This window comes from Pseudomonas sp. GW823-FHT04A03, from assembly GCF_058796615.1.
In genome coordinates, this window is sequence record NZ_JBXAIV010000016.1 from 40722 (window position 1) to 65616 (window position 24895).

Annotated in this window: 24 protein-coding genes; 20 read left to right on the forward strand and 4 right to left on the reverse strand. The window is 60.3% G+C overall.

Annotated features, from left to right (window positions below; translation table 11 throughout):
• Nucleotides 1-159: 159 nt before the first annotated feature.
• From AC1Q9F_RS27035 to AC1Q9F_RS27045, 3 genes are read left to right on the forward strand one after another with little or no spacing between them, the layout of a single operon-like run.
• Nucleotides 160-1236, forward strand: a complete 1077-nt coding sequence (locus tag AC1Q9F_RS27035; protein ID WP_492621319.1) for a hypothetical protein — start codon at nucleotides 160-162, stop codon at nucleotides 1234-1236.
• Nucleotides 1237-1281: 45 nt separating this feature from the next.
• Complete coding sequence (locus AC1Q9F_RS27040) at nucleotides 1282-1773, forward strand: hypothetical protein (RefSeq protein ID WP_492621320.1); 492 nt, start codon at nucleotides 1282-1284, stop codon at nucleotides 1771-1773.
• 6 nt (nucleotides 1774-1779) lie between these two features.
• Complete coding sequence (locus AC1Q9F_RS27045; protein WP_492621321.1) at nucleotides 1780-3315, forward strand: hypothetical protein; 1536 nt, start codon at nucleotides 1780-1782, stop codon at nucleotides 3313-3315.
• A 108-nt stretch (nucleotides 3316-3423) separates the two neighbouring features.
• Here AC1Q9F_RS27045 and uraH read toward each other — a convergent pair whose 3' ends face one another.
• The gene (gene uraH, locus AC1Q9F_RS27050; protein WP_011333195.1) at nucleotides 3424-3777 is read right to left on the reverse strand and encodes a hydroxyisourate hydrolase; all 354 of its coding nucleotides are present in this window, start codon (nucleotides 3775-3777) and stop codon (nucleotides 3424-3426) included.
• Nucleotides 3778-4207: 430 nt separating this feature from the next.
• Between uraH and puuE the strand changes: the two genes are divergently transcribed.
• The 8 genes from puuE to AC1Q9F_RS27090 all read left to right on the forward strand — a co-directional run bounded on the left by puuE (nucleotide 4208) and on the right by AC1Q9F_RS27090 (nucleotide 12272).
• Entirely contained in the window at nucleotides 4208-5134 is a 927-nt protein-coding gene (gene puuE, locus AC1Q9F_RS27055) for an allantoinase PuuE (protein ID WP_007960032.1), read from the forward strand.
• Complete coding sequence (gene uraD / locus AC1Q9F_RS27060) at nucleotides 5131-5646, forward strand: 2-oxo-4-hydroxy-4-carboxy-5-ureidoimidazoline decarboxylase (protein WP_007960034.1); 516 nt, start codon at nucleotides 5131-5133, stop codon at nucleotides 5644-5646. The genes puuE and uraD overlap by 4 nt, the downstream gene beginning before the upstream one ends.
• Nucleotides 5647-5733: 87 nt before the next feature.
• Entirely contained in the window at nucleotides 5734-6729 is a 996-nt protein-coding gene (alc, locus tag AC1Q9F_RS27065; protein ID WP_007960036.1) for an allantoicase, read from the forward strand.
• A gap of 117 nt (nucleotides 6730-6846) precedes the next feature.
• Nucleotides 6847-7350, forward strand: coding sequence for an ureidoglycolate lyase (locus AC1Q9F_RS27070; RefSeq protein WP_027613342.1), 504 nt, complete (start codon nucleotides 6847-6849; stop codon nucleotides 7348-7350).
• 51 nt (nucleotides 7351-7401) lie between these two features.
• Nucleotides 7402-8715: a urate hydroxylase PuuD gene (locus tag AC1Q9F_RS27075; protein WP_064378710.1), complete on the forward strand. Its 1314-nt coding sequence runs from the start codon at nucleotides 7402-7404 to the stop codon at nucleotides 8713-8715.
• Nucleotides 8716-8883: 168 nt separating this feature from the next.
• Entirely contained in the window at nucleotides 8884-10242 is a 1359-nt protein-coding gene (locus AC1Q9F_RS27080; protein WP_011333188.1) for a nucleobase:cation symporter-2 family protein, read from the forward strand.
• An 86-nt stretch (nucleotides 10243-10328) separates the two neighbouring features.
• Entirely contained in the window at nucleotides 10329-11114 is a 786-nt protein-coding gene (locus tag AC1Q9F_RS27085) for an outer membrane protein OmpK (protein ID WP_492621322.1), read from the forward strand.
• Between the two features lie 372 nt (nucleotides 11115-11486).
• A complete protein-coding gene (locus tag AC1Q9F_RS27090; protein WP_102718282.1) occupies nucleotides 11487-12272 on the forward strand; it encodes an outer membrane protein OmpK in 786 nt (261 codons plus the stop codon).
• Between the two features lie 130 nt (nucleotides 12273-12402).
• Here AC1Q9F_RS27090 and AC1Q9F_RS27095 read toward each other — a convergent pair whose 3' ends face one another.
• Both AC1Q9F_RS27095 and AC1Q9F_RS27100 read right to left on the reverse strand, forming a co-directional pair.
• A complete protein-coding gene (locus AC1Q9F_RS27095; RefSeq protein WP_207985487.1) occupies nucleotides 12403-13575 on the reverse strand; it encodes a patatin-like phospholipase family protein in 1173 nt (390 codons plus the stop codon).
• A 35-nt stretch (nucleotides 13576-13610) separates the two neighbouring features.
• Nucleotides 13611-14543: a lipid A biosynthesis lauroyl acyltransferase gene (locus AC1Q9F_RS27100; protein ID WP_007960061.1), complete on the reverse strand. Its 933-nt coding sequence runs from the start codon at nucleotides 14541-14543 to the stop codon at nucleotides 13611-13613.
• A gap of 117 nt (nucleotides 14544-14660) precedes the next feature.
• On the opposite strand from AC1Q9F_RS27100, the gene minC reads away from it, so the two are divergent.
• The 8 genes from minC (at nucleotide 14661) to AC1Q9F_RS27140 (ending at nucleotide 22387) form a co-directional block, all read left to right on the forward strand.
• A complete protein-coding gene (minC, locus tag AC1Q9F_RS27105; protein WP_007960063.1) occupies nucleotides 14661-15398 on the forward strand; it encodes a septum site-determining protein MinC in 738 nt (245 codons plus the stop codon).
• A gap of 169 nt (nucleotides 15399-15567) precedes the next feature.
• A complete protein-coding gene (minD, locus tag AC1Q9F_RS27110; protein WP_007960065.1) occupies nucleotides 15568-16380 on the forward strand; it encodes a septum site-determining protein MinD in 813 nt (270 codons plus the stop codon).
• Nucleotides 16380-16634, forward strand: coding sequence for a cell division topological specificity factor MinE (gene minE / locus AC1Q9F_RS27115; RefSeq protein ID WP_007960071.1), 255 nt, complete (start codon nucleotides 16380-16382; stop codon nucleotides 16632-16634). The genes minD and minE overlap by 1 nt, the downstream gene beginning before the upstream one ends.
• Nucleotides 16635-16725: 91 nt before the next feature.
• Nucleotides 16726-17361, forward strand: coding sequence for an RluA family pseudouridine synthase (locus AC1Q9F_RS27120; RefSeq protein ID WP_179692178.1), 636 nt, complete (start codon nucleotides 16726-16728; stop codon nucleotides 17359-17361).
• A 15-nt stretch (nucleotides 17362-17376) separates the two neighbouring features.
• Complete coding sequence (locus AC1Q9F_RS27125; protein WP_492621323.1) at nucleotides 17377-18477, forward strand: hypothetical protein; 1101 nt, start codon at nucleotides 17377-17379, stop codon at nucleotides 18475-18477.
• Between the two features lie 76 nt (nucleotides 18478-18553).
• Nucleotides 18554-19843 (forward strand): M18 family aminopeptidase, encoded by a 1290-nt coding sequence (locus tag AC1Q9F_RS27130; RefSeq protein ID WP_085608813.1) that lies wholly within the window; start codon nucleotides 18554-18556, stop codon nucleotides 19841-19843.
• A 131-nt stretch (nucleotides 19844-19974) separates the two neighbouring features.
• Entirely contained in the window at nucleotides 19975-20151 is a 177-nt protein-coding gene (locus AC1Q9F_RS27135) for a hypothetical protein (protein WP_007960078.1), read from the forward strand.
• 76 nt (nucleotides 20152-20227) lie between these two features.
• Entirely contained in the window at nucleotides 20228-22387 is a 2160-nt protein-coding gene (locus tag AC1Q9F_RS27140) for a mechanosensitive ion channel family protein (protein WP_179692180.1), read from the forward strand.
• A gap of 360 nt (nucleotides 22388-22747) precedes the next feature.
• Here the strand turns inward: AC1Q9F_RS27140 and AC1Q9F_RS27145 are convergent, their stop codons facing one another.
• On the reverse strand, nucleotides 22748-23461 hold the full coding sequence (locus AC1Q9F_RS27145) for a UTRA domain-containing protein (protein WP_007960207.1): 714 nt from the start codon (nucleotides 23459-23461) through the stop codon (nucleotides 22748-22750).
• 351 nt (nucleotides 23462-23812) lie between these two features.
• Here AC1Q9F_RS27145 and AC1Q9F_RS27150 point away from each other — a divergent pair, with 351 nt between their 5' ends.
• Nucleotides 23813-24877 (forward strand): ABC transporter substrate-binding protein, encoded by a 1065-nt coding sequence (locus AC1Q9F_RS27150; RefSeq protein WP_207985483.1) that lies wholly within the window; start codon nucleotides 23813-23815, stop codon nucleotides 24875-24877.
• Nucleotides 24878-24895 lie beyond the last annotated feature (18 nt).

Below are 24895 nucleotides of genomic sequence, written 5' to 3' on the forward strand. Positions count from 1 at the left end.
GCCACGGACTCAGGTGGAAACGCTTTGCATCAGTCGCTTGCGCCAATTGATATATGTACCACACGCCAGAAGCCTGCTTTGACGATCATTCAGCCCCCTTTAGCCAGCACACTCCATGGCTTTACACCGCTGAATCAGTCGTACACCGGAGCACTTCAAATGGCCAAGCCACCCAAGCAGATTCCTCCCGCGAGTTCGTCGCCTCCCAGACCGGCAACAGGCACGCCCCACCTCAACGTCGATAACGTTTCGAACCTTCGCCCCGGCGTGCGTTTGCATGCCGGTGAGCCGGCTTTTATCGGACATCTGTCGCAACATACATTGCAGCCTGATGGCACTCCCCGACCGCCGTCAGTCGAAGTCAGCGAGATGCTGCCCCTCCAACTGCCCCACACATCGATCAATGCACCTGAAACGCTGGCAAGACCCACATCACCCGTGTTCATTCCCGTGCATCTGGCCCTCAGGCTGACACCGGCAGCCGCTTCCCCGCAAGGTATCCGCCGTGACGGTCGGGAGCGAACCTATGTCGACATGCGCGAAGGCACTGCCATGGTTCATCAACACCCTGACGGTCGCTTCCAACTGACCTCGGCCAGCGAGTTGACGCCATCCGGTTTTCTGGTCGAGCGAATCCATGGCACGAATCTGTGGCAAAAACGCCAAGCCATCTCGGCACGTCGCCCACATGTCGACGAGCCGGACGAGCAAGCCGGTCCGAGCAAGCGCCCGCGACTGAGTGAAGATGAGGCGTCGACCGATCCGGACCCGTTCGCCGACAAGGCTTCGGCAACTACCCATCAGCCGCTCGACCTGTCCAGCAAGCCATGGCGAAGCTGGGGTCAACCGACAAAACCCACCAGCGGTCAATCGATTGAAATAGACGGGCTGCACTACCCGATCGTGGCGCAGATCGTTCGCTCCAATACACCCATCGTCTGCCTCAAGCATCCGCGCTTCAACCCGGAACGCTTCGAAGCTTTCGAACAGATGCTCGTAGACAATCGCACGCTGCAACCACGCTGGGCAGCCCGGGCCCCGGACAACCGGTGGATCGTTGCGGACGATCACCTGCCATTCGAAAAACCGCTGACGCAATACGTCGCCGATGCCTTCGAGTACTTGTCCGGGCAGTCTGCCAGAGCCGTGGCCAAGGCCATGTTCAAAGAGTACCGCGGTACAGAAGTGATCAATGGTGAGGGATTGCAGGCACTGAGCCAGACGTTTCGTTACTAGGAAGACAGGACCGTCCCCGCCCCCCGACACCTCGCAGATCCGCTGATGTTGCTGCCGATCCAGCCCATCATCGATGACGGCACTTTCGGGGGAAGGATCGAGCTGCCCCCGACAAGCGGGCCGAGCCTGCAGCGAGTCGATATTGATCCGCAGAAATTCTCGCAGCAATGGAATGAATATACGGCTGAACCGGGGGCTGCGAGCTTGCAAAAGCTCTTCTACAAAATTCTGGTCAAGAGCGGCTACACGGTCAGTCCGCCAGATCCCCTGCTGCTGGAAAACTCGCTGGTTTTCCGTCGGGAAGGACTGGACTCGCTTTTCGTACTGAAGCTTCCGCTCGTCTCCTCCGACTTCATCCCCCGCTACACCAGACCGGGTTCCGAACTGACCAGTTCGGCAGCGCTTATGACACTCGACGAAACCGGACGGCAACGGCTGAACACCCTGCTGGCACAAGACAAAATCAACTATCTGGTGGGCGGCATTCAACGACCGAGTCCGGACCAACCCACCCTCTTCATTCTTCGCGAAGGCTGATCATCAATGAGCCCCAAACGTCCTATCCGTACGAAAACAGATACACCGGATTCAACGCCTGTTGTACGAGACACCACGCCGGACATTCCAGCGCGCCCGCGCCTGACGCCCGACACCTTGATCGATCCGACCCTCACGCATCCGGCCTGGCAATTGCCTGCGCCGCCCGTGACTCGCCGTCAGATGATCGAAATCTACGATCTCCCTGCCGAGACACAGGTCAGGGACAGCACCGCGCAAAGGCCGATCGGCAGTTATTTTCTTGCACCCGGACTCGTCAACAGGTTGCCGCCTCCCGACTTGCTGAGCGGCATTCGTTCCGCGGGACGCTATGCCTATGTCGATCTTGTCGAGGGTGGCACCGTGCTGATCGGTGCGGATGCACAGAATGGAATGAGGGCCCGTTTATCGAACGAGCTTCTCGCATCCGGTCCATTGCTGGAACGGGTTGAGGGGACGTTGATGTGGCGACCGGTGCCTGTGGAAACCGCGCCGGATACTTCCAGGCTGACCATCACACGCCACCGATTGCCGGATGATGAACCGTCAGCCGTACCGTCAAAACGCCCTCGCCTGGAAGAGACACCGTGGAGCGAATGGGGCATCGACCCGCAACATGCCACCCCGGGTGACATTCGCGTCGACGGTATTCAGTACAAAGTCATTCCGCGAGGCGATGCGAGAGATCCGATCGTCTATATCAAGAACCCGAGTCACCTGATCTACGACTTCGACCTGCTGGAGCGCACACTCCGACTGGACCCGCAGCAACAACCGCGAGGTGCCATTCAGATTCCGCCTGCCCAGCACTGGCAAATCGATCCGACGTTGCCATTCGATCGTCCATTGACGAATTACGTCGCTCGATACTTTCCCGAGTTGTCCGCGAGTTCGCAGGAGAATGTCGCGTTTCACCAGTTTGTGTTGGCAAACGGAACCAATACCGCCACCGGCTCGGGACTGACCTTGCTGCGACAAACCTTCAACGACTGGGAAACCGGAAACGACACTCCACGCCCGCAATTGGCGGATCCGTTGCTGATGCTGCCGATCCTGCCAACGTCGGGCACTGGAACGATCCGTGTGATCGAACTACCGACGCCGGAATCGGGTGGTCCGCTGCAGCGACTGGATTTCGATCCGGCACTGTTTCGTCAGGAATGGCTGTATTCGACCAATACCCAATCGGCGGTGGATCTCAAACGCTTCATGGCGACGCTGCTGACCCGTAACGGTTACGCCGTGTTCGATCCTAGCCCTTCCAACTCGTATCCGGCATTGGTGTTCAAGCGCACCGGGCATGACTATGTATTCTTCATCAGCCTGCATCGCATCCGGGGCCGCAAGATCAACCAGACTCTGAATGTCGATCAGAACAGCGCCAGTCTGCGCCTGCACATTCAGGTGGGCGCACCGGCGGCGGCAGCAGTGATCGCAGCAAATGCCAGAAACAGAGTCGTCTGGCTCAGAGGCGGCCCGCAGACGCTGGCAAACGTCGACGACACGGTATTTATCGTGCGCGATGGCCACCCACGGCTTTGATGACGGGTTGCTGAATGACAGACGAAAAAAAGCCCGCAGTGTGAGCGGGCGAAAGACCAAAGAAGCTATATGCGCAGTCGCTTCCCGGCAGGGGCAGCTGCTTGGGGGTCAGCTGCCCCGATAGGTGGAATAGCTGTAAGGCGAGATCAGCAACGGTACGTGGTAGTGATCCTGTTCGGCAGAAATACCGAACCGCAGCACGACCACGTCCAGGAATGCCGGCTCCGGCAACTGGACGCCACGGGCGCGGTAGTAATCGCCGGCGTGAAACTGAACCTGATAGACACCGGTACGGTAGTCATCGCCTTGCAGCAGCGGCGCATCGACCCGGCCATCGCTGTTGGTAAGCGCACTGGCGACCAATTCCAGGTGCGAACCTTCAACGCGGTACAGCTCGACCTTGATCGAGCTGCCCGGGCAACCGTGTGCAGCGTCCAAAACGTGTGTTGTCAAACGTCCCATTGATTCTGCGCGCCTGCCTGCGTGGAGCAGTCAGACTTCGCGCCTCCCGAAGTCAGTTGAAAAGGAGACCGCACCGTTTCGGAGCACGAAAAGCTGCGGCGAGCGATTGATTAAGACACTTTTCAAAAAAATTGTACACAATAAAAACGACATTTTTCCTCTCACCCCCGCCATCCTTCGATTTCCCGGTGATTTGCCCCATAACCTCGCATTCATTGAACCCCCAATCCATTAGCTGACTGGTCAGGCAGGTTTCTTGCAGGTTCACGCCATTAACAGCAAAAGATGACAGCCGGTGAAAAATGCGAAAATTCAGGCTTACAAATTGAGAATAAAGTTGTATACAATCAGCCCATCGCTGTGACGCCAGCCTGCCATCCAAACTTCAGGGCGCCACACAATCTGTCAACGAATAAGAAGGAAGACTGCAGTGAGCGCTGACTACCCACGCGACCTGATCGGTTACGGCAGTAACCCTCCTCACCCACACTGGCCGGGCAATGCCCGGATCGCCCTGTCGTTCGTACTCAATTACGAAGAAGGCGGCGAGCGCAACATTCTGCATGGCGACAAAGAATCGGAAGCCTTCCTCTCGGAAATGGTCGCGGCCCAGCCTCTGCAAGGCGCGCGCAACATGAGCATGGAATCGCTTTACGAGTATGGCAGCCGTGCCGGCGTCTGGCGGATCCTGAAACTGTTCAAGGAATTCGACATTCCGCTGACCATCTTCGCCGTGGCCATGGCCGCCCAGCGTCACCCGGACGTGATCCGCGCGATGGTCGAAGCCGGTCACGAGATCTGCAGCCACGGCTACCGCTGGATCGACTACCAGTACATGGACGAGGCGCAGGAACGCGAGCACATGCTCGAAGCGATCCGCATCCTCACCGAACTCACCGGCGAGCGCCCGCTGGGCTGGTACACCGGTCGCACCGGTCCGAACACCCGTCGCCTGGTGATGGAAGAAGGCGGTTTCCTCTACGACTGCGACACCTACGACGACGACCTGCCCTACTGGGAACCGAACAACCCGACCGGCAAGCCGCACCTGGTGATCCCGTACACCCTGGACACCAACGACATGCGCTTCACTCAGGTCCAGGGTTTCAACAAGGGCGACGATTTCTTCGAATACCTCAAAGATGCGTTCGACGTGCTTTATGCCGAAGGCGCCGAAGCACCGAAGATGCTGTCGATCGGTCTGCACTGCCGTCTGGTGGGCCGTCCGGCGCGTCTGGCTTCGCTCAAGCGCTTTATCGAATACGCTAAAAGTCATGAACAGGTGTGGTTCAGCCGCCGCGTCGACATCGCGCGTCACTGGCACGAAACCCACCCGTACCAAGGGGCTGCCAAATGAGCACCTTTCAAACCCTGAAACCGTCGACCCTGAGCCGCGACGCCTTCGTCAAAGCCTTCGCCGACATCTACGAACATTCGCCATGGGTGGCCGAGAAGGCCTTCGACCTGGGCCAGGACGCGTCGATCGACCAGATCGAAACCCTGCACCAGCGCATGAGCGACATCCTGTTGAGCGCCGATCACGCCAGTCAGCTGGCACTGATCAACGCTCACCCGGACCTGGCCGGCAAAGCTGCCGTCCAGGGCGAGTTGACCGAAGCCAGCACCAATGAACAGGCTGGCGCCGGTATTCACCAATGCACGGCCGAAGAGTTCCAGCGCTTCACCGAGCTGAACGACGCCTACAAAGCCAAGTTCAAGTTTCCCTTCATCATGGCGGTAAAAGGCAGCAACCGGCATCAGATCCTCGCGGCGTTCGAAACGCGCATTCACAACCCGGTCGACACCGAGTTCAAATGCGCGCTGGCGGAGATCAACAAGATCGCCCTGTTCCGATTACTGACTCTCTAGCAAGCCTGGCCCGAGTGCATCAAACGCGGAGAGCACCCAGGGCCCTGCAAGCATCCCAAGCCACTTATTTAAAGGCAGACAAGAAGAATGAAAGCTTACGCCGTACCTTTCGAGAAGTTCGTCAACCTGGCCGATGCCCGTCTGGGCACCAAAATCATCTCGGTCACCGATGACTGGTTCGCAGACGCCAATCGTCTGTTTCAGCCGACCCCGGCCGTGTGGAAGGAGGGCGTGTTCGATGACAACGGCAAGTGGATGGACGGCTGGGAGTCTCGCCGCAAGCGCTTCGAAGGCTACGACAGCGCGGTGATCCGCCTGGGCGTACCGGGTTCGATCAAAGGCGTGGACATCGACACTTCATTCTTCACCGGCAACTTCCCGCCATCGGCCTCGCTGGAAGCCTGCTTCCTGGCGTCGGGCGAGCCGGACGAAAACACCCAGTGGACTGAAGTGCTGTCGGCCGTCGAGCTGCAGGGCAACAGCCACCACTACCACGAAATCAGCAACGACAAGGCGTTCAGCCACCTGCGCTTCAACATCTACCCGGATGGCGGCGTGGCCCGTCTGCGCGTGTACGGCATTCCGTTCCGCGACTGGTCGGCGGTTGGCGACAACGAGCAAGTCGACCTGGCCGCAGCCCTCAACGGTGGCCGCGCCCTCGCCTGCTCCGACGAACACTTCGGCCGCATGAGCAACATCCTCAACCCGGGCCGTGGCATCAACATGGGCGACGGCTGGGAAACCGCACGTCGTCGCACGCCAGGCAATGACTGGGTGATCGTCGCGCTGGGCCACCCGGGCGAGATCGAAAAAATCATCGTCGACACCCTGCACTTCAAGGGCAACTACCCGGACACCTGCTCGATCCAGGGCGCGTTCGTCAAGGGCGGCACCGACAGCCAGATCGAAACCCAGTCGCTGTTCTGGCGCGAACTGCTGCCAAGCCAGAAGCTGGAAATGCACGCCGAACACACCTTCGTCGAGCAGATCAAGGCACTGGGCCCGATCACCCACATCCGTCTGAACGTGTTCCCGGATGGTGGTGTGAGCCGCCTGCGCGTTCTCGGCAAGGTAGCGAAGTAAGCGGCGCGACCATTCGCGAGCAAGCTCGCTCCCACATTGATCGCAATTCCTGTGGGAGCGAGCTTGCTCGCGAAAGCGTCAGATCAAACAACACAGAATTCGGATAAGAAGAACAGCATGCGCACATTGACGATTGAACCGCTGACCAAAGAAGCCTTCGCCCCTTTCGGTGACGTGATCGAAACCGACGGCAGCGATCACTTCATGATCAACAACGGTTCGACCATGCGCTTCCACAAACTGGCGACGGTCGAAACCGCGACGCCTGAGGACAACGCGATCATCAGCATCTTCCGCGCCGACGCGCAGGACATGCCGCTGACCGTCAGCATGCTGGAACGCCATCCGCTGGGCAGCCAGGCTTTCATTCCGCTGCTCGGCAACCCCTTTCTGATCGTGGTCGCGCCACTTGGCGATGTACCTGTATCAGGCTTGGTCCGCGCCTTCGTCACCAACGGCAGGCAGGGCATCAATTACCATCGCGGCGTCTGGCACCACCCGGTGCTGACGATCGAAAAGCGGGATGACTTCCTGGTGGTTGATCGCAGTGGCACAGGCAATAACTGCGATGAGCATTTTTTCAAAGAGGATGAGCGTTTGATCCTCGCCCCCCACCAATAAGAGAAGGTCTGATCACTCGACAACAAGAGTGACAGGCGAGAGGTAAAGACTGTGGAAGCACATCTGTTGGAATGGCTGAACCTGAGCGTGCGCTGGGTTCACATGATCACTGGCGTGGCCTGGATCGGCGCGTCGTTCTACTTCGTCTGGCTGGAGAACAACCTCAACCGCGTCAACCCGAAAACCGGTCTTGCCGGTGATCTGTGGGCGATCCACGGCGGCGGTATCTATCACCTGGAAAAATACAAACTGGCCCCTCCGTCGATGCCGGAGAACCTGCACTGGTTCAAATGGGAAGCCTATTTCACCTGGATGTCGGGGATCGCGCTGCTGTGCGTGGTGTTCTACTCCAACCCCGTGCTTTACCTCGTGGCACCCGGCAGCGGCCTGACCGGCCCTGAAGGCGTGGCCATCGGCATCGGTTCGCTGATCGCCGGCTGGTTCATCTACGACTTCCTCTGCGATTCGCCTCTGGGCAAGAAACCTGCCCTGCTCGGCTTCATCCTGTTCGTGCTGATCATCGGTGCGGCGTATGGCTTCAGCAAGGTGTTCAGCGGTCGTGGTGCATACCTGCACGTCGGCGCGATCATCGGCACCATCATGGTCGGCAACGTGTTCCGCATCATCATGCCGGCGCAGCGGGCACTGGTTGCCGCGATTGCCGAAAACCGCACGCCGGATCCGGCGCTGCCGGCCAAAGGCCTGCTGCGTTCGCGTCACAACAACTACTTCACCCTGCCGGTGCTGTTCATCATGATCAGCAACCACTTCCCGAGCACTTACGGCAGCCAGTACAACTGGCTGATCCTGGCCGGGATCGCAGTGTTGGCGGTGTTGGTGCGTCACTACTTCAACACCCGTCACGACAGCCACAAGTTTGCCTGGACCCTGCCGGTTGCAGCGGTAGGCATGATCAGTCTGGCGTACGTCACCGGCCCTGCGCCGATGTCGACCGCTCCGGACGTGGCCAAGGCGCCTGCGAAAATCGAGTACCAGCCGCTGCCGGAAACGGCTTTGGGTGGTGGCGCGAAACCGGCTGAAGCGGCACAACCGGCAGCTCCTGCTGCACCGGCCGCTGCTCCGGCTCAGGCGTCCAACGCCGGCCCTGCGTTCGACAAGGTGCACAACGTGATCCAGGAACGCTGCGCGGTCTGCCACTCGGCCAAACCGACCAGCCCGCTGTTCAGCGCTGCACCGGCCGGTGTGATGTTCGACACCCCTGAGCAGATCCGCCAGAACGCGGCGCGGATCCAGGCGCAAGCCATCACCACGCAGATCATGCCACTGGGCAACATCACACAGATGACCCAGCAGGAACGTGACCTGATCGGTGCATGGATCGCCCAGGGAGCCCAGACCAACTAAGCAGTAAAAGCATCGCTGGCAAGCCAGCTCCCACAGGGTTTTGCACTGCCTGTGTGGGAGCTGGCTTGCCAGCGATTAGCCGCAACGCGGTTTACCTGATGCAAAGAAACAGCTGTGAGCAACCCGGCAGCTGTTAATCACAAGAATAAAAAAGATCCGAGGTGTTGCATGTCCGAGCTGTCCAAAGCGCGCATCCCCGACGCACCCGCCATTCAGCGTTTGCCCCTTTTGCAACTGATCCTGGTCGGTTTGCAACATGTACTGCTGATGTACGGCGGCGCCATCGCGGTACCGCTGATCATTGGACAGGCCGCTGGCCTGAGTCGTGAAGAAATCGCCTTCCTGATCAACGCCGACCTGCTGGTCGCCGGCATCGCCACCATTGTGCAGTCCCTGGGGATAGGCCCGATGGGCATTCGCATGCCGGTGATGATGGGCGCCAGTTTTGCCGCCGTCGGCAGCATGGTCGCCATGGCCGGCATGCCCGGCATCGGTCTGCAGGGAATCTTCGGCGCCACCATCGCCGCCGGGTTCTTCGGCATGATCATCGCGCCGTTCATGTCCAAGGTCGTACGCTTCTTCCCGCCTCTGGTGACCGGCACGGTCATCACCTCGATCGGTTTGTCGCTGTTCCCCGTGGCCGTGAACTGGGCCGGTGGCGGCGCTGGCGCCGCTCAATTCGGTTCACCGATTTACCTGGCCATCGCCGCGCTGGTGCTGGCCACCATTCTGTTGATCCACCGCTTCATGCGCGGCTTCTGGGTCAACATTTCCGTGCTGATCGGCATGTGCCTGGGCTACGTGCTCTGCGGCGCCATCGGCATGGTCGACCTGAGCGGCATGGCCAACGCGCCGTGGGTTCAGTTCGTCACCCCGCTGCATTTCGGCATGCCGAAGTTTGAACTGGCACCGATCCTGTCGATGTGCCTGGTGGTGGTGATCATCTTCGTCGAGTCCACCGGGATGTTTCTGGCGCTGGGCAAGATCACCGGCCAGGAAGTCTGCCCGCGCATGCTGCGTCGGGGTTTGCTGTGTGATGCCGGCGCGTCGTTCTTCGCCGGCTTCTTCAACACCTTCACCCACTCCTCTTTCGCGCAGAACATCGGCCTGGTGCAGATGACCGGCGTGCGTTGCCGTTCGGTGACCATCGTCGCTGGCGGTCTGCTGATCGTCCTGAGCCTGCTGCCGAAAGCGGCATTCCTGGTGGCGTCGATTCCACCGGCGGTGCTCGGTGGCGCGGCGATTGCGATGTTCGGCATGGTGGCAGCCACCGGCATCAAGATCCTGCAGGAAGCCGACATCGGCGACCGTCGCAACCAATTGCTGGTAGCCGTGAGCATCGGCATGGGCCTGATCCCGGTGGTGCGTCCGGAGTTCTTCGCCCATCTGCCATTGTGGATGAGCCCGATCACCCACAGCGGGATCGCCATGGCCACCCTCAGCGCGCTGACGCTGAACCTGTTGTTCAACATTCTCGGCGGCGCCGAACGCGCCGCGATCAACGACTGCCACGCACACCCGCACTGATCCGAAGAGTAAAAAAGGGGGCTCGCCCAAGCCTGCCCCCTCGCGACAGCTTTGCCTCAAACAATAAAAACAAGAGGGAGCAACAGATGATCCGGACTCAAACCAACGTGTTGTTGAGCGGCGGCCTGCTGGCCGCATCGCAAGCCATGGCCGGCGATTTATTGCTGTGGCAGACCAACAGCCTGAGCTACCTGTACGGCAGGAACTTCGCGATCAACCCGTCGATCCAGCAGACGGTGACGTTCGAGCACGCCGACAAGTGGAAGTACGGCGACAACTTCCTGTTTGTCGACAAGATCTTCTATAACGGCCAGGAAGACCGCAACAAAGGCCCCCATGCGTTCTACGGCGAATTCAGCCCGCGCCTGTCGTTCGGCAAGATCTTCGACAGGAAGCTGGAGTTCGGCCCGGTCAAGGACGTGCTGCTGGCCATGACCTACGAATACGGCGAAGGCGACAGCGAGGCCTATCTGATCGGCCCCGGCTTCGACCTCAAGGTGCCGGGCTTCAACTATTTCACCCTGAACTTCTATCGCCGCCAGACCGAAGGCCCGCGCCCCGGCGACGGCGTCTGGCAGATCACTCCCGGCTGGTCCTACAGCATTCCCGTGGGCAATTCCGACCTGCTGATCGATGGCTATCTGGACTGGGTGGTCGACAACGATCAGAACTCACGCGGCACCTATCACGCCAACCTGCACATCAACCCGCAGATCAAATACGACCTGGGTAAAGCCCTCGGCTGGGGTGAAAAGCAGGTGTACGTCGGCACCGAATACAGCTACTGGAAAAACAAATACGGGGTCGAAAGCACCCACAGTTTCGACACCAACCAGAACACCGCCAGCCTGCTGGTGAAGGTGCACTTCTAAGATGACCCGCAACCGTGCCCCCTACCTGTCGTCGGTGCTCTGTTGCGGGGCACTTGAGGCCTGGCCGTTGAGTCAGTATTCTCCGCGGCCTCCTGAATTCGGTCTAAAAAAAAGCCCGAATTTAATTCCTGACCGAAAAGCCAACTTATCCCGGCCGCGGTCAGTACCGAGGCATCCCGAAAACACGCTCAATCGACTGTTTTTCAGCAGCCGACGGGCGTTTTTTTGCTTTTCGAAAAGCCTTGGCTCAGCTCTTGCTAACAGCATGAAAGCTGACCGAATGGATGATTTTTGCTGCAACGAAAAAAGGCGCCACACCAGAGCGCCGACTCAAAAAAATAAACGTGGAACACCTACTTTGGGAGCAACCGAATGAAACGTATGTGCACCAGCCTGATGCTTGCGGGATCGCTGCTGGCAGGGGGTCAGGCCATGGCCGACGGCCTGCTGCAATGGCAGAACAACAGCCTGACCTACCTCTACGGCAAAGACTTCAAGGTCAACCCGGCCATCCAGCAGACCGTGACCTTCGAGCACGCCGATGCGTGGAAGTACGGGGACAACTTCTTCTTCCTCGACAAGATCTTCTACAACGGTGACAAGGACTTCAACAACGGTCCGAACACCTACTACGGCGAATTCCAGCCACGCATCTCGCTGGGCAAGGTTCTCGACCAGAAGATCGAGTTCGGCCCGATCAAGGACGTCCTGCTGGCGATGACCTACGAGTTCGGCGAGGGTGACACCGAGTCCTACCTGATCGGCCCGGGCTTCGACCTGGCCATTCCGGGCTTCGACTACTTCCAGCTGAACTTCTACCAGCGCCACACTGAAGGCTCGCGTCCGGGTGACAACGTCTGGCAGATCACACCAGTGTGGTCCTACACCATTCCGGTGGGCGACTCGAACATCCTGATCGACGGCTACATGGACTGGGTGGTCGACAACGACGTCAACAACAAAGGCGAATACCACGCCAACCTGCACTTCAACCCGCAGGTCAAATACGACCTGGGCAAGGCGCTGAATTTCGGCGAGAAGCAGTTGTACGTCGGTGTTGAATACGACTACTGGAAAGACAAGTACGGTATCGACGACACCAAGGCCTTCACCACCAATCAGAACGTGACCAGCTTCCTGGTGAAGTTCCACTTCTGATAGTGCGGCGTCCTCACGGACGCGATCGCGAGCAAGCTCGCTCCCACAGGGTCATGCGTCGTTCACAGCATTTGTGTACGCCAAAGAACCTGTGGGAGCTGGCTTGCCAGCGATTGCTGCACCCCAAATCTCAGGCCGAAACCAGCGCCTCGCCAATCCCGAGAAACCGGCTCAGCTCATCGCGCTTGGCCAGGGCATCGCGTCGCCCAAGGTCGATCAATTCGCTGCAATACCCCGCCTCGAACAGCAAGTAACTCAACACCCCTGCCCCGCTCGTCTTGGTCGCTCCCGGCCCACGCAGAAACAACCGCAACGCCGCCGGCAATTCCTGACGATGCCGCGCCGCGATTTCATCGATCGGCTGACTTGGTGAAATCACCAACACTTCCACCGGCGCCACACCCAACGCGCGGGTCGGCGTGCCTTCGGGCATCAGATGACTGAACTGGTTCAGACGCTGAAGCAGCTCGATGTCGCTTTCCAGGCTATCAATGAAGGTGCTGTTGAGCATGTGCCCGCCGATCTGCGCCAGCGTCGGCTGCTGCCCGGTGTAAGTGCGCTCCAGCGGTTGCGCCGGATCAAAACCGCGCGGATTGCCGCTGACGCCCACCACCAGCACCCGGCTCGCGCCCAGGTGCAGCGCCGGGCTGATCGGCGCCGACTGTCGCACCGCGCCATCACCGAAATATTCATCGCCGATCTTCACCGGCGCGAACAACAGCGGGATCGCCGAACTGGCCAGCAAGTGCTCCACCGACAACTGCGTCGGCACACCGATACGCCGGTGACGCAGCCAGGAATCGATGGTGCCGCCGCCCTGATAGAAGGTCACCGCCTGCCCCGACTCGTAGCCGAACGCCGTCACCGCCACCGCGTGCAATTGCTTGCGGGCGATGGACTCGGCGATGCCGGGCATGTGCAGTTTTTCGTTGAGCAGATGACGCAGCGGCGAGCTGTTGAGCAGCGCCACCGGCATTTGCCGGCCCATGCCCAACAGACTGTGACTGACGAAACGACTGGCCTGGCGGATCACTCCCGGCCAGTCGCTGCGCAACACGCGATGGCTGCGAAAGCCTTGCCAGAACAGCGTCAGGCGTTCGATGGCGGCGCGAAAATCAGTCGCGCCGCTGGCCAGGCTGACCGCGTTGATCGCCCCGGCCGAGGTGCCGACGATCACCGGAAACGGATTGTCCGCCCCCAACGGCAGCAATTCGGCAATCGCCGCCAGCACCCCCACCTGATACGCCGCCCGAGCCCCGCCGCCGGAAAGAATCAAACCTGTGACCGGTTCAGCTGGGCTCATCGCAACGCTCCGTGGTGCTTATGGGGATGGGTCAATCAACCGCGTTTGGCGTACAGCTTCGGCTCGCCCGGTGGCCGGCTCTTGAAGCGCCGGTGTGCCCACAGGTATTGCTCGGGGCACTCACGCAACACGCCTTCGACCCACTGATTGATGCGGATGCAATCTTCTTCTTCGGTCTCGCCCGGGAAACCTTCCAGCGGCGGATGAATCACCAGACGATAACCGCTGCCGTCGGCCAGACGCTCCTGAGTGAACGGCACCACCAGCGCCTTGCCCAGACGGGCGAACTTGCTGGTGGCAGTAACCGTCGCGGCCTGAATGCCGAACAGCGGCACGAAGATGCTTTGCTTGGCGCCGTAGTCCTGATCCGGTGCGTACCAGATCGCCCGACCTGCGCGCAGCAGCTTGAGCATGCCGCGCACGTCGTCACGTTCCACCGCCAGCGAGTCAAGGTTGTGCCGCTCGCGGCCCTGACGCTGGACGAAGTCAAACAGCGGGTTCTTGTGTTCGCGGTACATGCCGTCGATGGTGTGCTGCTGGCCAAGCAGCGCTGCGCCGATTTCCAGGGTGGTGAAATGCACCGCCATCAGAATCACGCCCTTGCCTTCGCGCTGGGCCTTTTGCAGGTGCTCCAGGCCTTCGACGTGGGCCAGTTTCGCCAGGCGCTGACGCGACCACCACCAGCTCATCGCCATTTCAAAGAAGGCGATGCCGGTGGAAGCGAAGTTTTCCTTGAGCAGGCGCTTGCGTTCGGCGGCGGATTTTTCCGGGAAACACAGTTCCAGATTGCGCTTGGCAATGCGCCGCCGGTCGCCGGCGAAGCGATACATCAAGGCACCGAGAAAGCGACCGATGGCCAGCAAGGCCGGATACGGCAGCTGCACGATCAGCCACAACAGCCCGAGGCCGCACCAGAGCGGCCAGAAGCGTGGGGCAAGAAATGCTTTTCGAAAACGCGGGCGATCCATTAAAGCTTCCGTAAATACAGTGGCCGCGCATTCTACATCGTTCGACCCGGCTTGCGGCCTGCGGGCGTTCTCGTTATAAGTCTCGGCACTTTTAGTGACAAGCCGTTGTATGCCGACATGAGCCAAACCGAACCGAAAGACCAAGATCCCGTGTTCCAGCTGAAGGGCAGCATGCTCGCCATTACAGTGCTGGAGCTGTCCCGCAACGACCTGGACAGCCTCGATCGGCAATTGGCCGCCAAAGTCGCCCAGGCACCGAATTTCTTCAGCAACGCGCCGCTGGTTCTGGCGCTGGACAAACTGCCACCAAGCGAGGGCGCTGTCGACCTGCCGGGCCTGATGCGCGTGTGCCGCCAGCACGGCCTGCGCACCCTGGCGATCCGCGCCAGCCGCATCGAAGACATCGCCGCCGCCATCGCCATCGACATCCCGGTGCTGCCGCCGTCCGGCGCCCGCGAACGACCGCTGGAAAGCGCTGAGCCCGTCGCACCGAAGAAGCCGGAAAAGCCGCCGGAGCCAGCCGTCAAACCGACCCGCGTTATCACCACGCCAGTACGTGGTGGCCAACAGATATATGCGCAAGGTGGCGATCTGGTGGTGGTTTCCTCGGTCAGCCCGGGGGCGGAACTTCTCGCCGATGGCAACATCCATGTATACGGCCCGATGCGCGGTCGTGCGCTGGCCGGGGTCAAGGGCGACACCAAGGCGCGGATTTTCTGTCAGCAATTGAGCGCTGAACTGATCTCCATCGCAGGCCATTACAAGGTTTCCGAGGACCTGCGTCGCGATCCGATGTGGGGTTCGGGCGTACAGGTCAGCCTGTCGGGCGACGTGTTGAACATCATTCGGCTTTAACGGATACTGCCGCATTTTCCAAGCATCTCTAAAACGTAGCGAAAACGGCTCAAACGAAGTAGGAAAAAGGCCAAAAGCCGAATTCCAGCCAAGGCTGTCCGACTGCAGTAGTTTTCTAGAGATGTTTTTCAGGGGCTGAACAGTCCTTCTTCCTTAGGGGTGAAACACCTTGGCCAAGATTCTCGTGGTTACATCCGGCAAGGGTGGTGTGGGTAAGACCACCACCAGCGCCGCTATCGGTACCGGCCTCGCTCTGCGCGGCCACAAAACAGTGATCGTCGACTTCGACGTGGGCTTGCGTAACCTTGACCTGATCATGGGTTGCGAGCGCCGCGTGGTGTATGACTTCGTCAACGTCGTGAACGGCGAAGCCAACCTGCAACAGGCCCTGATCAAAGACAAGCGCCTGGAAAACCTCTATGTACTGGCTGCCAGCCAGACCCGCGACAAAGACGCGCTGACCGTCGAAGGCGTGGAAAAAGTCCTGATGGAGCTCAAGGAACAATTCGAGTTCGTCGTCTGCGACTCCCCGGCAGGCATCGAGAAAGGCGCCCACCTGGCCATGTACTTCGCTGACGAAGCGATCGTCGTGACCAACCCGGAAGTATCCTCGGTACGTGACTCGGACCGCATGCTCGGCCTGCTGGCCAGCAAGTCCCGTCGCGCCGAACGTGGCGAAGAGCCGATCCAGGAACACCTGCTGATCACCCGCTACCACCCGGAGCGCGTCGAAAAGGGCGAAATGCTCGGCGTCGAAGACGTCAAGGAAATCCTCGCCGTGCGCCTGCTGGGCGTCATCCCGGAATCCCAGGCCGTACTCAAGGCCTCCAACCAGGGCGTCCCTGTGATCCTCGATGATCAAAGCGACGCCGGCCAGGCCTACAGCGATACCGTTGATCGCCTGCTGGGCAAGGAAAAAGAACACCGGTTCCTGAATGTCGAGAAGAAGGGATTCTTCGAGCGTCTGTTTGGAGGTAGGTAATGAACCTTTTTGACTTCTTTCGTGCCAACAAAAAGCCAAGTACCGCCTCGGTCGCGAAAGAGCGTCTACAGATCATCGTGGCGCATGAACGCGGCCAGCGCAGCACCCCTGACTACCTGCCTTCCTTGCAGAAGGAACTGGTGGAAGTGATCCGCAAGTACGTCAACATCGGCAACGACGACGTACATGTGGCACTGGAGAGCCAGGGCAGCTGCTCGATTCTGGAACTCAACATCACCCTGCCAGACCGCTAAGTCGATCCGGCAGGAACGACGGCGGCTCAGGGCCCTTCCGACACCGGAGGGGCCCTGAGCCGCCGTTGGCATTTGTTACGAGGCTGTTTTAATGCCGTTGTCCAACGTCCAAATCATTCATCAGGACGCCGCCGTTCTGGTGGTGAACAAACCCACCCTGTTGCTCTCCGTCCCTGGCCGGGCCGACGACAACAAGGACTGCCTGATCACCCGCCTGCAGGAAAACGGCTACCCGGAAGCCCGCATCGTCCATCGCCTGGACTGGGAAACGTCGGGGATCATTCTGCTCGCCCGCGACGCCGACACCCATCGCGAACTGTCGCGGCAGTTTCATGACCGTGAAACCGAAAAAGCCTACACCGCGTTGTGCTGGGGCCAGCCGGAACTGGACAGCGGCAGCATTGATCTGCCCTTGCGCTACGACCCGCCGACCAAACCGCGCCACGTGGTCGATCACGAACTCGGCAAACACGCCCTGACCTTCTGGCGCGTGCTGGAGCGCTGCGGCGACTGGTGTCGCGTCGAGCTCACGCCGATCACCGGGCGTTCGCACCAGTTGCGCGTGCACATGCTGTCGATCGGTCATCCACTGCTCGGTGACGGCCTCTACGCTCACGAACAAGCCTTGGCCGCCTGGCCGCGTCTGTGCCTGCACGCGAGCATGCTCAGCTTCACCCATCCCCAGTCCGGCGAACGTATGCGTTTCGAATGCCCGGCACCGTTTTAAAGGATTCTGTTTCGGATGAGTTGTATCGATACTCTGGCAACACCGGTCAAGAAAGCCCGACATCAGCTGCTGTACCTGATTTACGGCAATCAGGATGTCTACCGGCGCGAAGCCAAGTTCAGCATCCTGACCGCCCTGTCCCAGGCCAAAAACGGTAAACGTCCGGCGATCAGGATTCTCACTGACCGGCCGCAAGACTACGAAGGCTGGCCAGTCGACACCGTATTGCTCGACGAAGCGACCCTGACTCGCTGGCAAGGGCAGAATGGCTACCACCATCGGCGCAAGGCCTGCGCGATTGCCGCCGGCATGCAACTGGCCGAGAAAACCCTGTTCGTCGACACGGATACGCTGTTCACCAGCGACCCGAACAGCCTGTTCAAATACATCGATGCGAATCAGTCGGTGATGGACCGCTTCGAATACGACTGGAAAGATGTGTTCGAACGGCCTGACTACCTGAAGCTCGCTCGCGACCTCGGCGTCCACGGTGTTTCCCCGCAGAACGGCTTCAAGCTCTATAACAGCGGCCTGTGTGGCGTCACCGACCGCGACTCTGCGCTGTTCGAAGAGTCGATCCGCCTGATCGATGAGTGGACGGCCGGCGGGTTCGAGATTCACACCATCGAGCAGATTGCCCTGTCCTACGCAATGCGCGAACGGCCGGTGGTGGAAGCGCGCAAACACGTCTACCACTACTTCGCGGAAAAACGCTTCTTCCACGCGATGCAGGCGTTTTTCTTCGCTCAGCACGGCGAGAAATTCAGCCAGCGACTGGTGGACCTGTGCACTGACGTGCCTCGGGTCAAACCCTTTCCGTCCGCCTGGCAGCGCCTGAAGATCAAATGGAAGTTGCGCAATCAGAGCGGTGCCATGCGCAAGGTCGGCCGGGATCTGTTGTACGGCAGCGCCGCACCGGATCACCCTTACTACAGCGCCTGTCGTCATGAATGGTGGGAATGCGCCTCGCGGGAAATCCTGCGCTGGGACGAGAGTCGTCAGAAGAAGCTTCTGGAACAGAGTCGCTGGCCAAAACAGCTGCCTCGCCCGGACAAGCCTGAAGACGAAAAAGCGATCATGAACTACCTGAAAAAACGCGTGGCCGCCGCTCGTTGACGCGAGCGGCACATGTCATGTCCCAAGCATCAGGCCGATGCGTTAAACTCCCGCCCATTGCTGTCTGGAGCTTCTTATGCGCGAAGAGTTGAACCAAGGCCTGATCGACTTCCTCAAGGCCTCCCCTACCCCGTTCCACGCCACCGCCAGCCTTGTTCAACGCCTGGAGGCCGCCGGTTATGTGCGCCTCGACGAGCGCGAAACCTGGCACACCGAAGCCAATGGGCGTTACTACGTCACTCGCAACGATTCCTCGATTGTCGCGATCAAGATGGGCCGCAACTCGCCGCTGCACGACGGCATCCGTCTGGTCGGCGCCCACACCGACAGCCCGTGCCTGCGGGTCAAACCACAACCTGAATTGCAGCGCCAGGGCTTCTGGCAGCTCGGTGTCGAAGTCTACGGCGGCGCACTGCTGGCGCCGTGGTTCGACCGCGACCTGTCGCTGGCCGGCCGCGTCACCTTCCGCCGCGACGGCAAGGTCGAAAGCCAGCTGATCGACTTCAAAGCCCCGATCGCGATCATTCCCAACCTGGCCATTCACCTCAACCGTGAAGCCAATCAGGGCTGGCCGATCAATGCCCAGACCGAACTGCCGCCGATCCTTGCTCAGTTCGCCGGTGACGAGCGCGTGGACTTCCGTGCGGTGCTCACCGATCAACTGGCCCGCGAACACGGCCTCAACGCCGACGTGGTGCTCGATTACGAGCTGAGCTTCTACGACACTCAGAGCGCTGCGGTCATCGGCCTGCACGGCGATTTCATCGCCGGCGCGCGCCTGGACAACCTGCTGTCGTGCTACGCCGGCCTGCAAGCCTTGCTGACCGCCGACACCGAAGAAACCTGCGTGCTGGTGTGCAACGACCACGAAGAAGTCGGCTCCTGCTCGGCGTGCGGCGCTGATGGCCCGATGCTCGAACAGACCCTGCGTCGTCTGCTGCCGGAAGGTGACGAATTCGTACGCACCATCCAGAAATCCCTGCTGGTCTCGGCCGACAACGCCCACGGCGTGCACCCGAACTACGCCGAGAAGCACGACGCCAACCACGGCCCGAAACTCAACGCCGGCCCGGTGATCAAGGTCAACAGCAACCAGCGCTACGCCACCAACAGCGAAACCGCCGGCTTCTTCCGTCATCTGTGCATGGCTGAAGAAGTGCCAGTGCAAAGCTTCGTGGTGCGCAGCGACATGGGTTGCGGCTCGACCATCGGCCCAATCACCGCCAGCCATCTGGGCGTGCGCACCGTCGACATCGGCCTGCCGACCTTCGCCATGCACTCGATCCGCGAACTGTGCGGCAGCCATGACCTGGCTCACCTGGTCAAAGTGCTGAGCGCGTTCTACGCCAGCCGCGAGCTGCCATAAGAAACAGCCGGGATCGCAGCGCGGAGCTGCGATCCCCTGGCCTGTAGAACCGGCTATTTCTGATACACATCAGCACCGTCCATCGAAAACCCACCTAGACTTGAATAATCCCTTTCGACAAGGCTGTCGCCATGATCTCGATGTCTGCGTTCCACTCCATGCTCATTCCCATCCTCTGCGGAATGATTCTGCTGGCCATCGGCTTCAACTTCCGTGACAAGAACGCCGGTGTGTTCGCCATGTGGATCGGCATGCTGATGATCCTGGCCACCGTGGTCTACAAGATCCTCGCCAAACTCAACGAATAAATCCGCGCCCGGCTCGCATTGAATCTGGCGGGCTCGTACACTCGCCCGATCCGCCCCTTGCGAGGTTGACCGCCTAGTGTTCGCTCGTCTTTTTGCCCTGCCCTGCCTGTTCCTCGTCTGCCTGATGACCCTGATGTCGCCGGCACCTGCCGACGCTGCCGGCCTGCCGGGACTGCTCACGGGCTCCGGCAAGGCTCAGCCCGAGGCTCAGGAACCGCTCGGCCAGTCGCTGGACGAAGTCATCAAGTCGCTGGAAAACGACAAGCAACGCGCCCAGTTGCTGACCGACCTGAAAAAACTGCGCGACGCCACGAAAAAAGCCCAGGCCAGCCCCGAAGAAGGCGTGCTGGGACTGATCGGCGGCACCCTCGCCACTTTCGAAAAACAGTTTACCGGCGCCGACAGCCCGCTCAATCGCTGGTCCGCCGAATTCGACATGGCCAAGGACGAATTGAAAGGCCTGATGCTGCCGGCCAGCGAATGGCTGCCGATCATCTTCGCCTTCGCCGTGATCCTCGCGGTCTGGAGCCTGCTCGCCGCCGCGCTGATCTGGCTCGGCCACCGGGTACGCATGCGCTTCGGCCTGACCGAAGAACTGCCGCAAAACCCCCGGGCCCTCGACATGCTGCGCTTCGCCCTGCGCAAGCTCGGGCCCTGGCTGATCGCGTTGGTGATCACGGTCTACATGAGCTACGCACTGCCCTCGTCACTGGGCAAAAGCCTGGCGATGGTGCTGGCTTATGCGCTGGTGGTCGGCACCTGTTTCTCGGCGATCTGCGTGATCGCCTTCTCCGTACTCGACGGCCCGCACCGCCATCGCGCGTTGTACATCCTGCGTCACCAGGCCTTCCGCCCGTTGTGGCTGATCGGCAGCTTCGCCGCCTTCGGTGAAGCCCTGAGCGATCCAAAACTGGTGGCCGCCCTCGGCGTACACCTGGCCCACACCGCCGCCACCGTCGCCAACGTCCTCGCGGCGCTGTCGACCGGCCTGTTCATCCTGCGTTTCCGCCGGCCGATCGCCCACCTGATCCGCAACCAGCCCCTGTCCCGCCGCCTGACCCGCCGCGCTCTCAGCGACACCATCGAAATCCTCGGCACCTTCTGGTACATCCCGGCGCTGGTACTGGTGGGCATTTCGCTGTTCGCCACCTTCGTCTCCGCCGGCGACACCAGCACCGCCCTGCGCCAGTCGCTGATCTGCACCGTGCTGCTGGTGTTGTGCATGGTCATCAACGGCCTCGTCCGCCGCCACGCCCTCAAACCCCAACGCGGGCCGAAACGCCACGCGCTGTATTCCGAGCGCCTGAAAAGCTTCTTCTACACCCTCGCCCATTTGCTGGTGTGGCTGGCGTTCATCGAACTCGGCCTGCGGGTCTGGGGCATGTCCCTGATCGGCTTCACCGAAGGCGAAGGCCACGACGTCAGCGTCAAACTGTTCAGCCTGATCGGCACGCTGATCTTCGCCTGGCTGATCTGGATCCTCAGCGACACCGCCGTGCACCACGCCCTCACCCGCTCACGCAAGGGCCTGGCCAACGCCCGCGCGCAAACCATGATGCCGCTGATCCGCAACGTGCTGTTCGTGGCGATCTTCATCATCGCCCTGATCGTCGCGCTGGCGAACATGGGCATGAACGTCACGCCCCTGCTGGCCGGTGCCGGCGTCATCGGCCTGGCCATCGGCTTCGGCGCCCAGTCACTCGTAGCGGATCTGATCACCGGCCTGTTCATCATCATCGAAGACTCCCTGGCTATCGACGACTACGTCGACGTCGGTGGCCACCTGGGCACCGTCGAAGGCCTGACCATCCGCACCGTCCGCCTGCGAGACATCGACGGCATCGTCCACACCATCCCGTTCAGCGAAATCAAGAGCATCAAAAACTACTCCCGCGAATTCGGCTACGCCATCTTCCGCGTGGCCGTGCCCTTCAACATGAGCATCGACGAAGCCATCAAACTGATGCGCGACGTCGGCCAGAAAATGCGCACCGACCCTCTACAACGACGCAACATCTGGTCGCCACTGGAATTTCAGGGCGTGGAAAGCTTTGAATCCGGCAACGCGATACTGCGCGCAAGATTCAAAACCGCACCGATCAAACAATGGGAAGTTTCACGAGCGTTCAACCTATCGCTCAAACGACATCTGGATGAAGCCGGCCTGGACCTGGCGACGCCGAGGATGAACGTGCAGGTGATCACCGCAGGTGGTGGTGGCCAAACTCAAGAATAGAGCCGCCGTCAAAGCCCTCTTCGCTGGCAAGCCACCACTCACCACGATGAGCGTTAGCTCGAGAAAAGCTTTTGATCTTTTGGCCCCATCGGCAGGCTGAGTGGAGGGATTCATCCGGGGGTGGGAGCGCAGCGACCGTGCGGCGAAGCCGCATGCATCGAGAGGAGGTGCAGCGAAGCAAACCGTAGGCGATGCCCCCGGATGAATCCCGTAACGAAGGAACACCGAGCCCAGGCGAGGTGCCGAACGCAGGGGCCCAGACCTTTTGGTTACTTTTGGGGCGTTTGCCAAAAGTGACCCGCCGTAAGGGCGGAACCATAAGTCGCAACACCCGAAGAAACGGATATTCACACAAAGCGATCAAACCACATCAACCCCAACGTGAATCGCATCATGCCGCCAAAACTCCAGATCACAATCAATCAACCGCCCAAACTGATCATAATTAACCCGAGCAATCCTCAACCCCGGACTCCCCACCGAAACCCGTAACCCCGCCGCCGCCTCCACCGACAACGACGTCGGAACAATCTCGAACCGCACCCGCCCATAATGCAAATCGTAATGCCGCGCATAAAGCTCGGTAATCGACTGATTCAAATCAAACTCCAGAATCCCCGGAAAAAACTGCGGATTCAGATAATGCTCCACATACAACACCAGCCGCCCATCGATCCGCCGCGACCGGCAAATCTGGATCACGCTCGACAACGCCGGCAACTGCAACCACGCACAGACCGCCGCTGAAGCCGGTTGCAACCGCGCCGAAATCACCTCGGTCGACGGCACCCGCCCCTGCGCACTGACCATCGCGTGAAAGTGACTGCGCTGCATCAGGTTGTAGGCCAGACGCGGCGGCGACACGAACCAGCCCCGCCGCTCCTCGCGATAAATCTGCCCTTGCGCCTCCAGCTGCAACAAGGCTTCCCGTACCGTAATCCGCGTCGTGCCGAACAGCTCACTGAGCTTGCGCTCGGCCGGCAACTTGCTCCCCGCCGCCAGCAACCCATGGTCGAGCTGCTCCTGAAGGATCTGGCCAATCGCTGTCACCGCTTTTGTTGCCTCATCGCGCATCAACGTTACCTATCTGGACTAGACCAGCACTGTTTCGGGGCAAAACCGCACAGCGATTGCGCCGTTTGGTGGTGTTGCAAGCCTAGGCAGTGCAGATGACCGAGAGATGACAAAACTACCGAACGGTCGCCCTGACAACTTGCAATACATCGGCCAAGTCCCTTGCCCACCGGGACTTTGCGGGTGGTCTACGCTTAGCGGGCAGCCGTCGATACCGGAGAAATAAAACGCGGGTCGGGTATCCGCCGACATCAAAGTGTCATCCAGCCCCCCTACATTGGCTTAGGTATTGCTGACCTAGACCAACACAAACCGCAATCGCAGCGTTGAACACGACCAAGGAGCTTCGGAATGAAACAGCTTTTCCTGGCAACACTGTTAGGCTCGACCATTGCCATGTGCACCGCCGCCATGGCGGCTGATGATCTGAAAACCCTCGAAGCCGCTGCGAAAGCGGAAGGCGCCGTCAACAGCGTCGGCATGCCCGATGACTGGGCCAACTGGAAAGGCACTTGGGAAGACCTGGCCAAGAACTACGGCCTGAAACACATCGACACCGACATGAGCTCGGCCCAGGAAATCGCCAAGTTCGCCGCCGAGAAAGACAACGCCACCGCCGACATCGGCGACGTCGGCGCAGCCTTCGGCCCAATCGCGGTCAAGCAGGGCGTGGTGCAACCGTACAAGCCGACCACCTGGGATCAAGTGCCTGCATGGGCCAAGGACAAGGACGGCAACTGGGCACTGGCCTACACCGGCACCATCGCCTTCATCGTCAACAAGAAGCTGCTGCACGGTTCCGAAGTACCGACCAAATGGGCTGACCTCAAGGGCGGCAAATACAAGGTTTCCATCGGTGACGTGAGCACCGCTGCACAAGCGGCAAACGGCGTGCTCGCCGCAGCACTGGCCAACGGCGGCGACGAGAAAAACATCCAGCCTGCCCTGCTGCTGTTCGCAGACATCGCCAAGCAGGGTCGCCTGTCGATGGCCAACCCGACCATCGCCACCATGGAAAAAGGCGAGATCGAAGTCGGCGTGGTCTGGGACTTCAACGGCCTGAGCTACAAGGCCAAGATGGCCAACCCGGATGACTACGTGGTGCTGATCCCGTCTGACGGTTCGGTGATTTCCGGCTACACCACCATCATCAACAAATACGCGAAGAACCCGAACGCCGCCAAGCTGACCCGCGAATACATCTTCAGCGACGCCGGCCAGACCAACCTCGCCCGTGGCAACGCCCGCCCGATCCGCGCCGAGCACCTGCAACTGCCGGAAGACGTGAAAGCCAAGCTGCTGCCAAACGAGCAGTACAAGAAGGTCACCCCGATCAAGGACGCCGATGCGTGGGAAAAAACCTCCAAGGCCCTGCCGCAGAAGTGGAACGAAGAAGTCATCGTAGAAATGAAGTAAGCCCGTAAATCCCGCTTC

What these genes read in the sequence shown, in the direction of transcription:
- AC1Q9F_RS27035 (WP_492621319.1), top strand. Translation starts at nt 160, where the DNA reads ATGGCCAAGCCACCCAAGCAGATTCCTCCCGCGAGTTCGTCGCCTCCC.
- AC1Q9F_RS27135 (WP_007960078.1), top strand. Translation starts at nt 19,975, where the DNA reads ATGATCTCGATGTCTGCGTTCCACTCCATGCTCATTCCCATCCTCTGC.
- AC1Q9F_RS27100 (WP_007960061.1), bottom strand. Translation starts at nt 14,543, where the DNA reads ATGGATCGCCCGCGTTTTCGAAAAGCATTTCTTGCCCCACGCTTCTGG.
- minC (WP_007960063.1), top strand. Translation starts at nt 14,661, where the DNA reads ATGAGCCAAACCGAACCGAAAGACCAAGATCCCGTGTTCCAGCTGAAG.
- AC1Q9F_RS27130 (WP_085608813.1), top strand. Translation starts at nt 18,554, where the DNA reads ATGCGCGAAGAGTTGAACCAAGGCCTGATCGACTTCCTCAAGGCCTCC.
- AC1Q9F_RS27120 (WP_179692178.1), top strand. Translation starts at nt 16,726, where the DNA reads ATGCCGTTGTCCAACGTCCAAATCATTCATCAGGACGCCGCCGTTCTG.
- AC1Q9F_RS27045 (WP_492621321.1), top strand. Translation starts at nt 1,780, where the DNA reads ATGAGCCCCAAACGTCCTATCCGTACGAAAACAGATACACCGGATTCA.
- alc (WP_007960036.1), top strand. Translation starts at nt 5,734, where the DNA reads ATGAAAGCTTACGCCGTACCTTTCGAGAAGTTCGTCAACCTGGCCGAT.
- AC1Q9F_RS27125 (WP_492621323.1), top strand. Translation starts at nt 17,377, where the DNA reads ATGAGTTGTATCGATACTCTGGCAACACCGGTCAAGAAAGCCCGACAT.
- uraD (WP_007960034.1), top strand. Translation starts at nt 5,131, where the DNA reads ATGAGCACCTTTCAAACCCTGAAACCGTCGACCCTGAGCCGCGACGCC.
- AC1Q9F_RS27145 (WP_007960207.1), bottom strand. Translation starts at nt 23,461, where the DNA reads ATGCGCGATGAGGCAACAAAAGCGGTGACAGCGATTGGCCAGATCCTT.
- AC1Q9F_RS27070 (WP_027613342.1), top strand. Translation starts at nt 6,847, where the DNA reads ATGCGCACATTGACGATTGAACCGCTGACCAAAGAAGCCTTCGCCCCT.
- AC1Q9F_RS27040 (WP_492621320.1), top strand. Translation starts at nt 1,282, where the DNA reads ATGTTGCTGCCGATCCAGCCCATCATCGATGACGGCACTTTCGGGGGA.
- AC1Q9F_RS27085 (WP_492621322.1), top strand. Translation starts at nt 10,329, where the DNA reads ATGATCCGGACTCAAACCAACGTGTTGTTGAGCGGCGGCCTGCTGGCC.
- AC1Q9F_RS27080 (WP_011333188.1), top strand. Translation starts at nt 8,884, where the DNA reads ATGTCCGAGCTGTCCAAAGCGCGCATCCCCGACGCACCCGCCATTCAG.
- AC1Q9F_RS27090 (WP_102718282.1), top strand. Translation starts at nt 11,487, where the DNA reads ATGAAACGTATGTGCACCAGCCTGATGCTTGCGGGATCGCTGCTGGCA.
- minE (WP_007960071.1), top strand. Translation starts at nt 16,380, where the DNA reads ATGAACCTTTTTGACTTCTTTCGTGCCAACAAAAAGCCAAGTACCGCC.
- AC1Q9F_RS27095 (WP_207985487.1), bottom strand. Translation starts at nt 13,575, where the DNA reads ATGAGCCCAGCTGAACCGGTCACAGGTTTGATTCTTTCCGGCGGCGGG.
- AC1Q9F_RS27150 (WP_207985483.1), top strand. Translation starts at nt 23,813, where the DNA reads ATGAAACAGCTTTTCCTGGCAACACTGTTAGGCTCGACCATTGCCATG.
- uraH (WP_011333195.1), bottom strand. Translation starts at nt 3,777, where the DNA reads ATGGGACGTTTGACAACACACGTTTTGGACGCTGCACACGGTTGCCCG.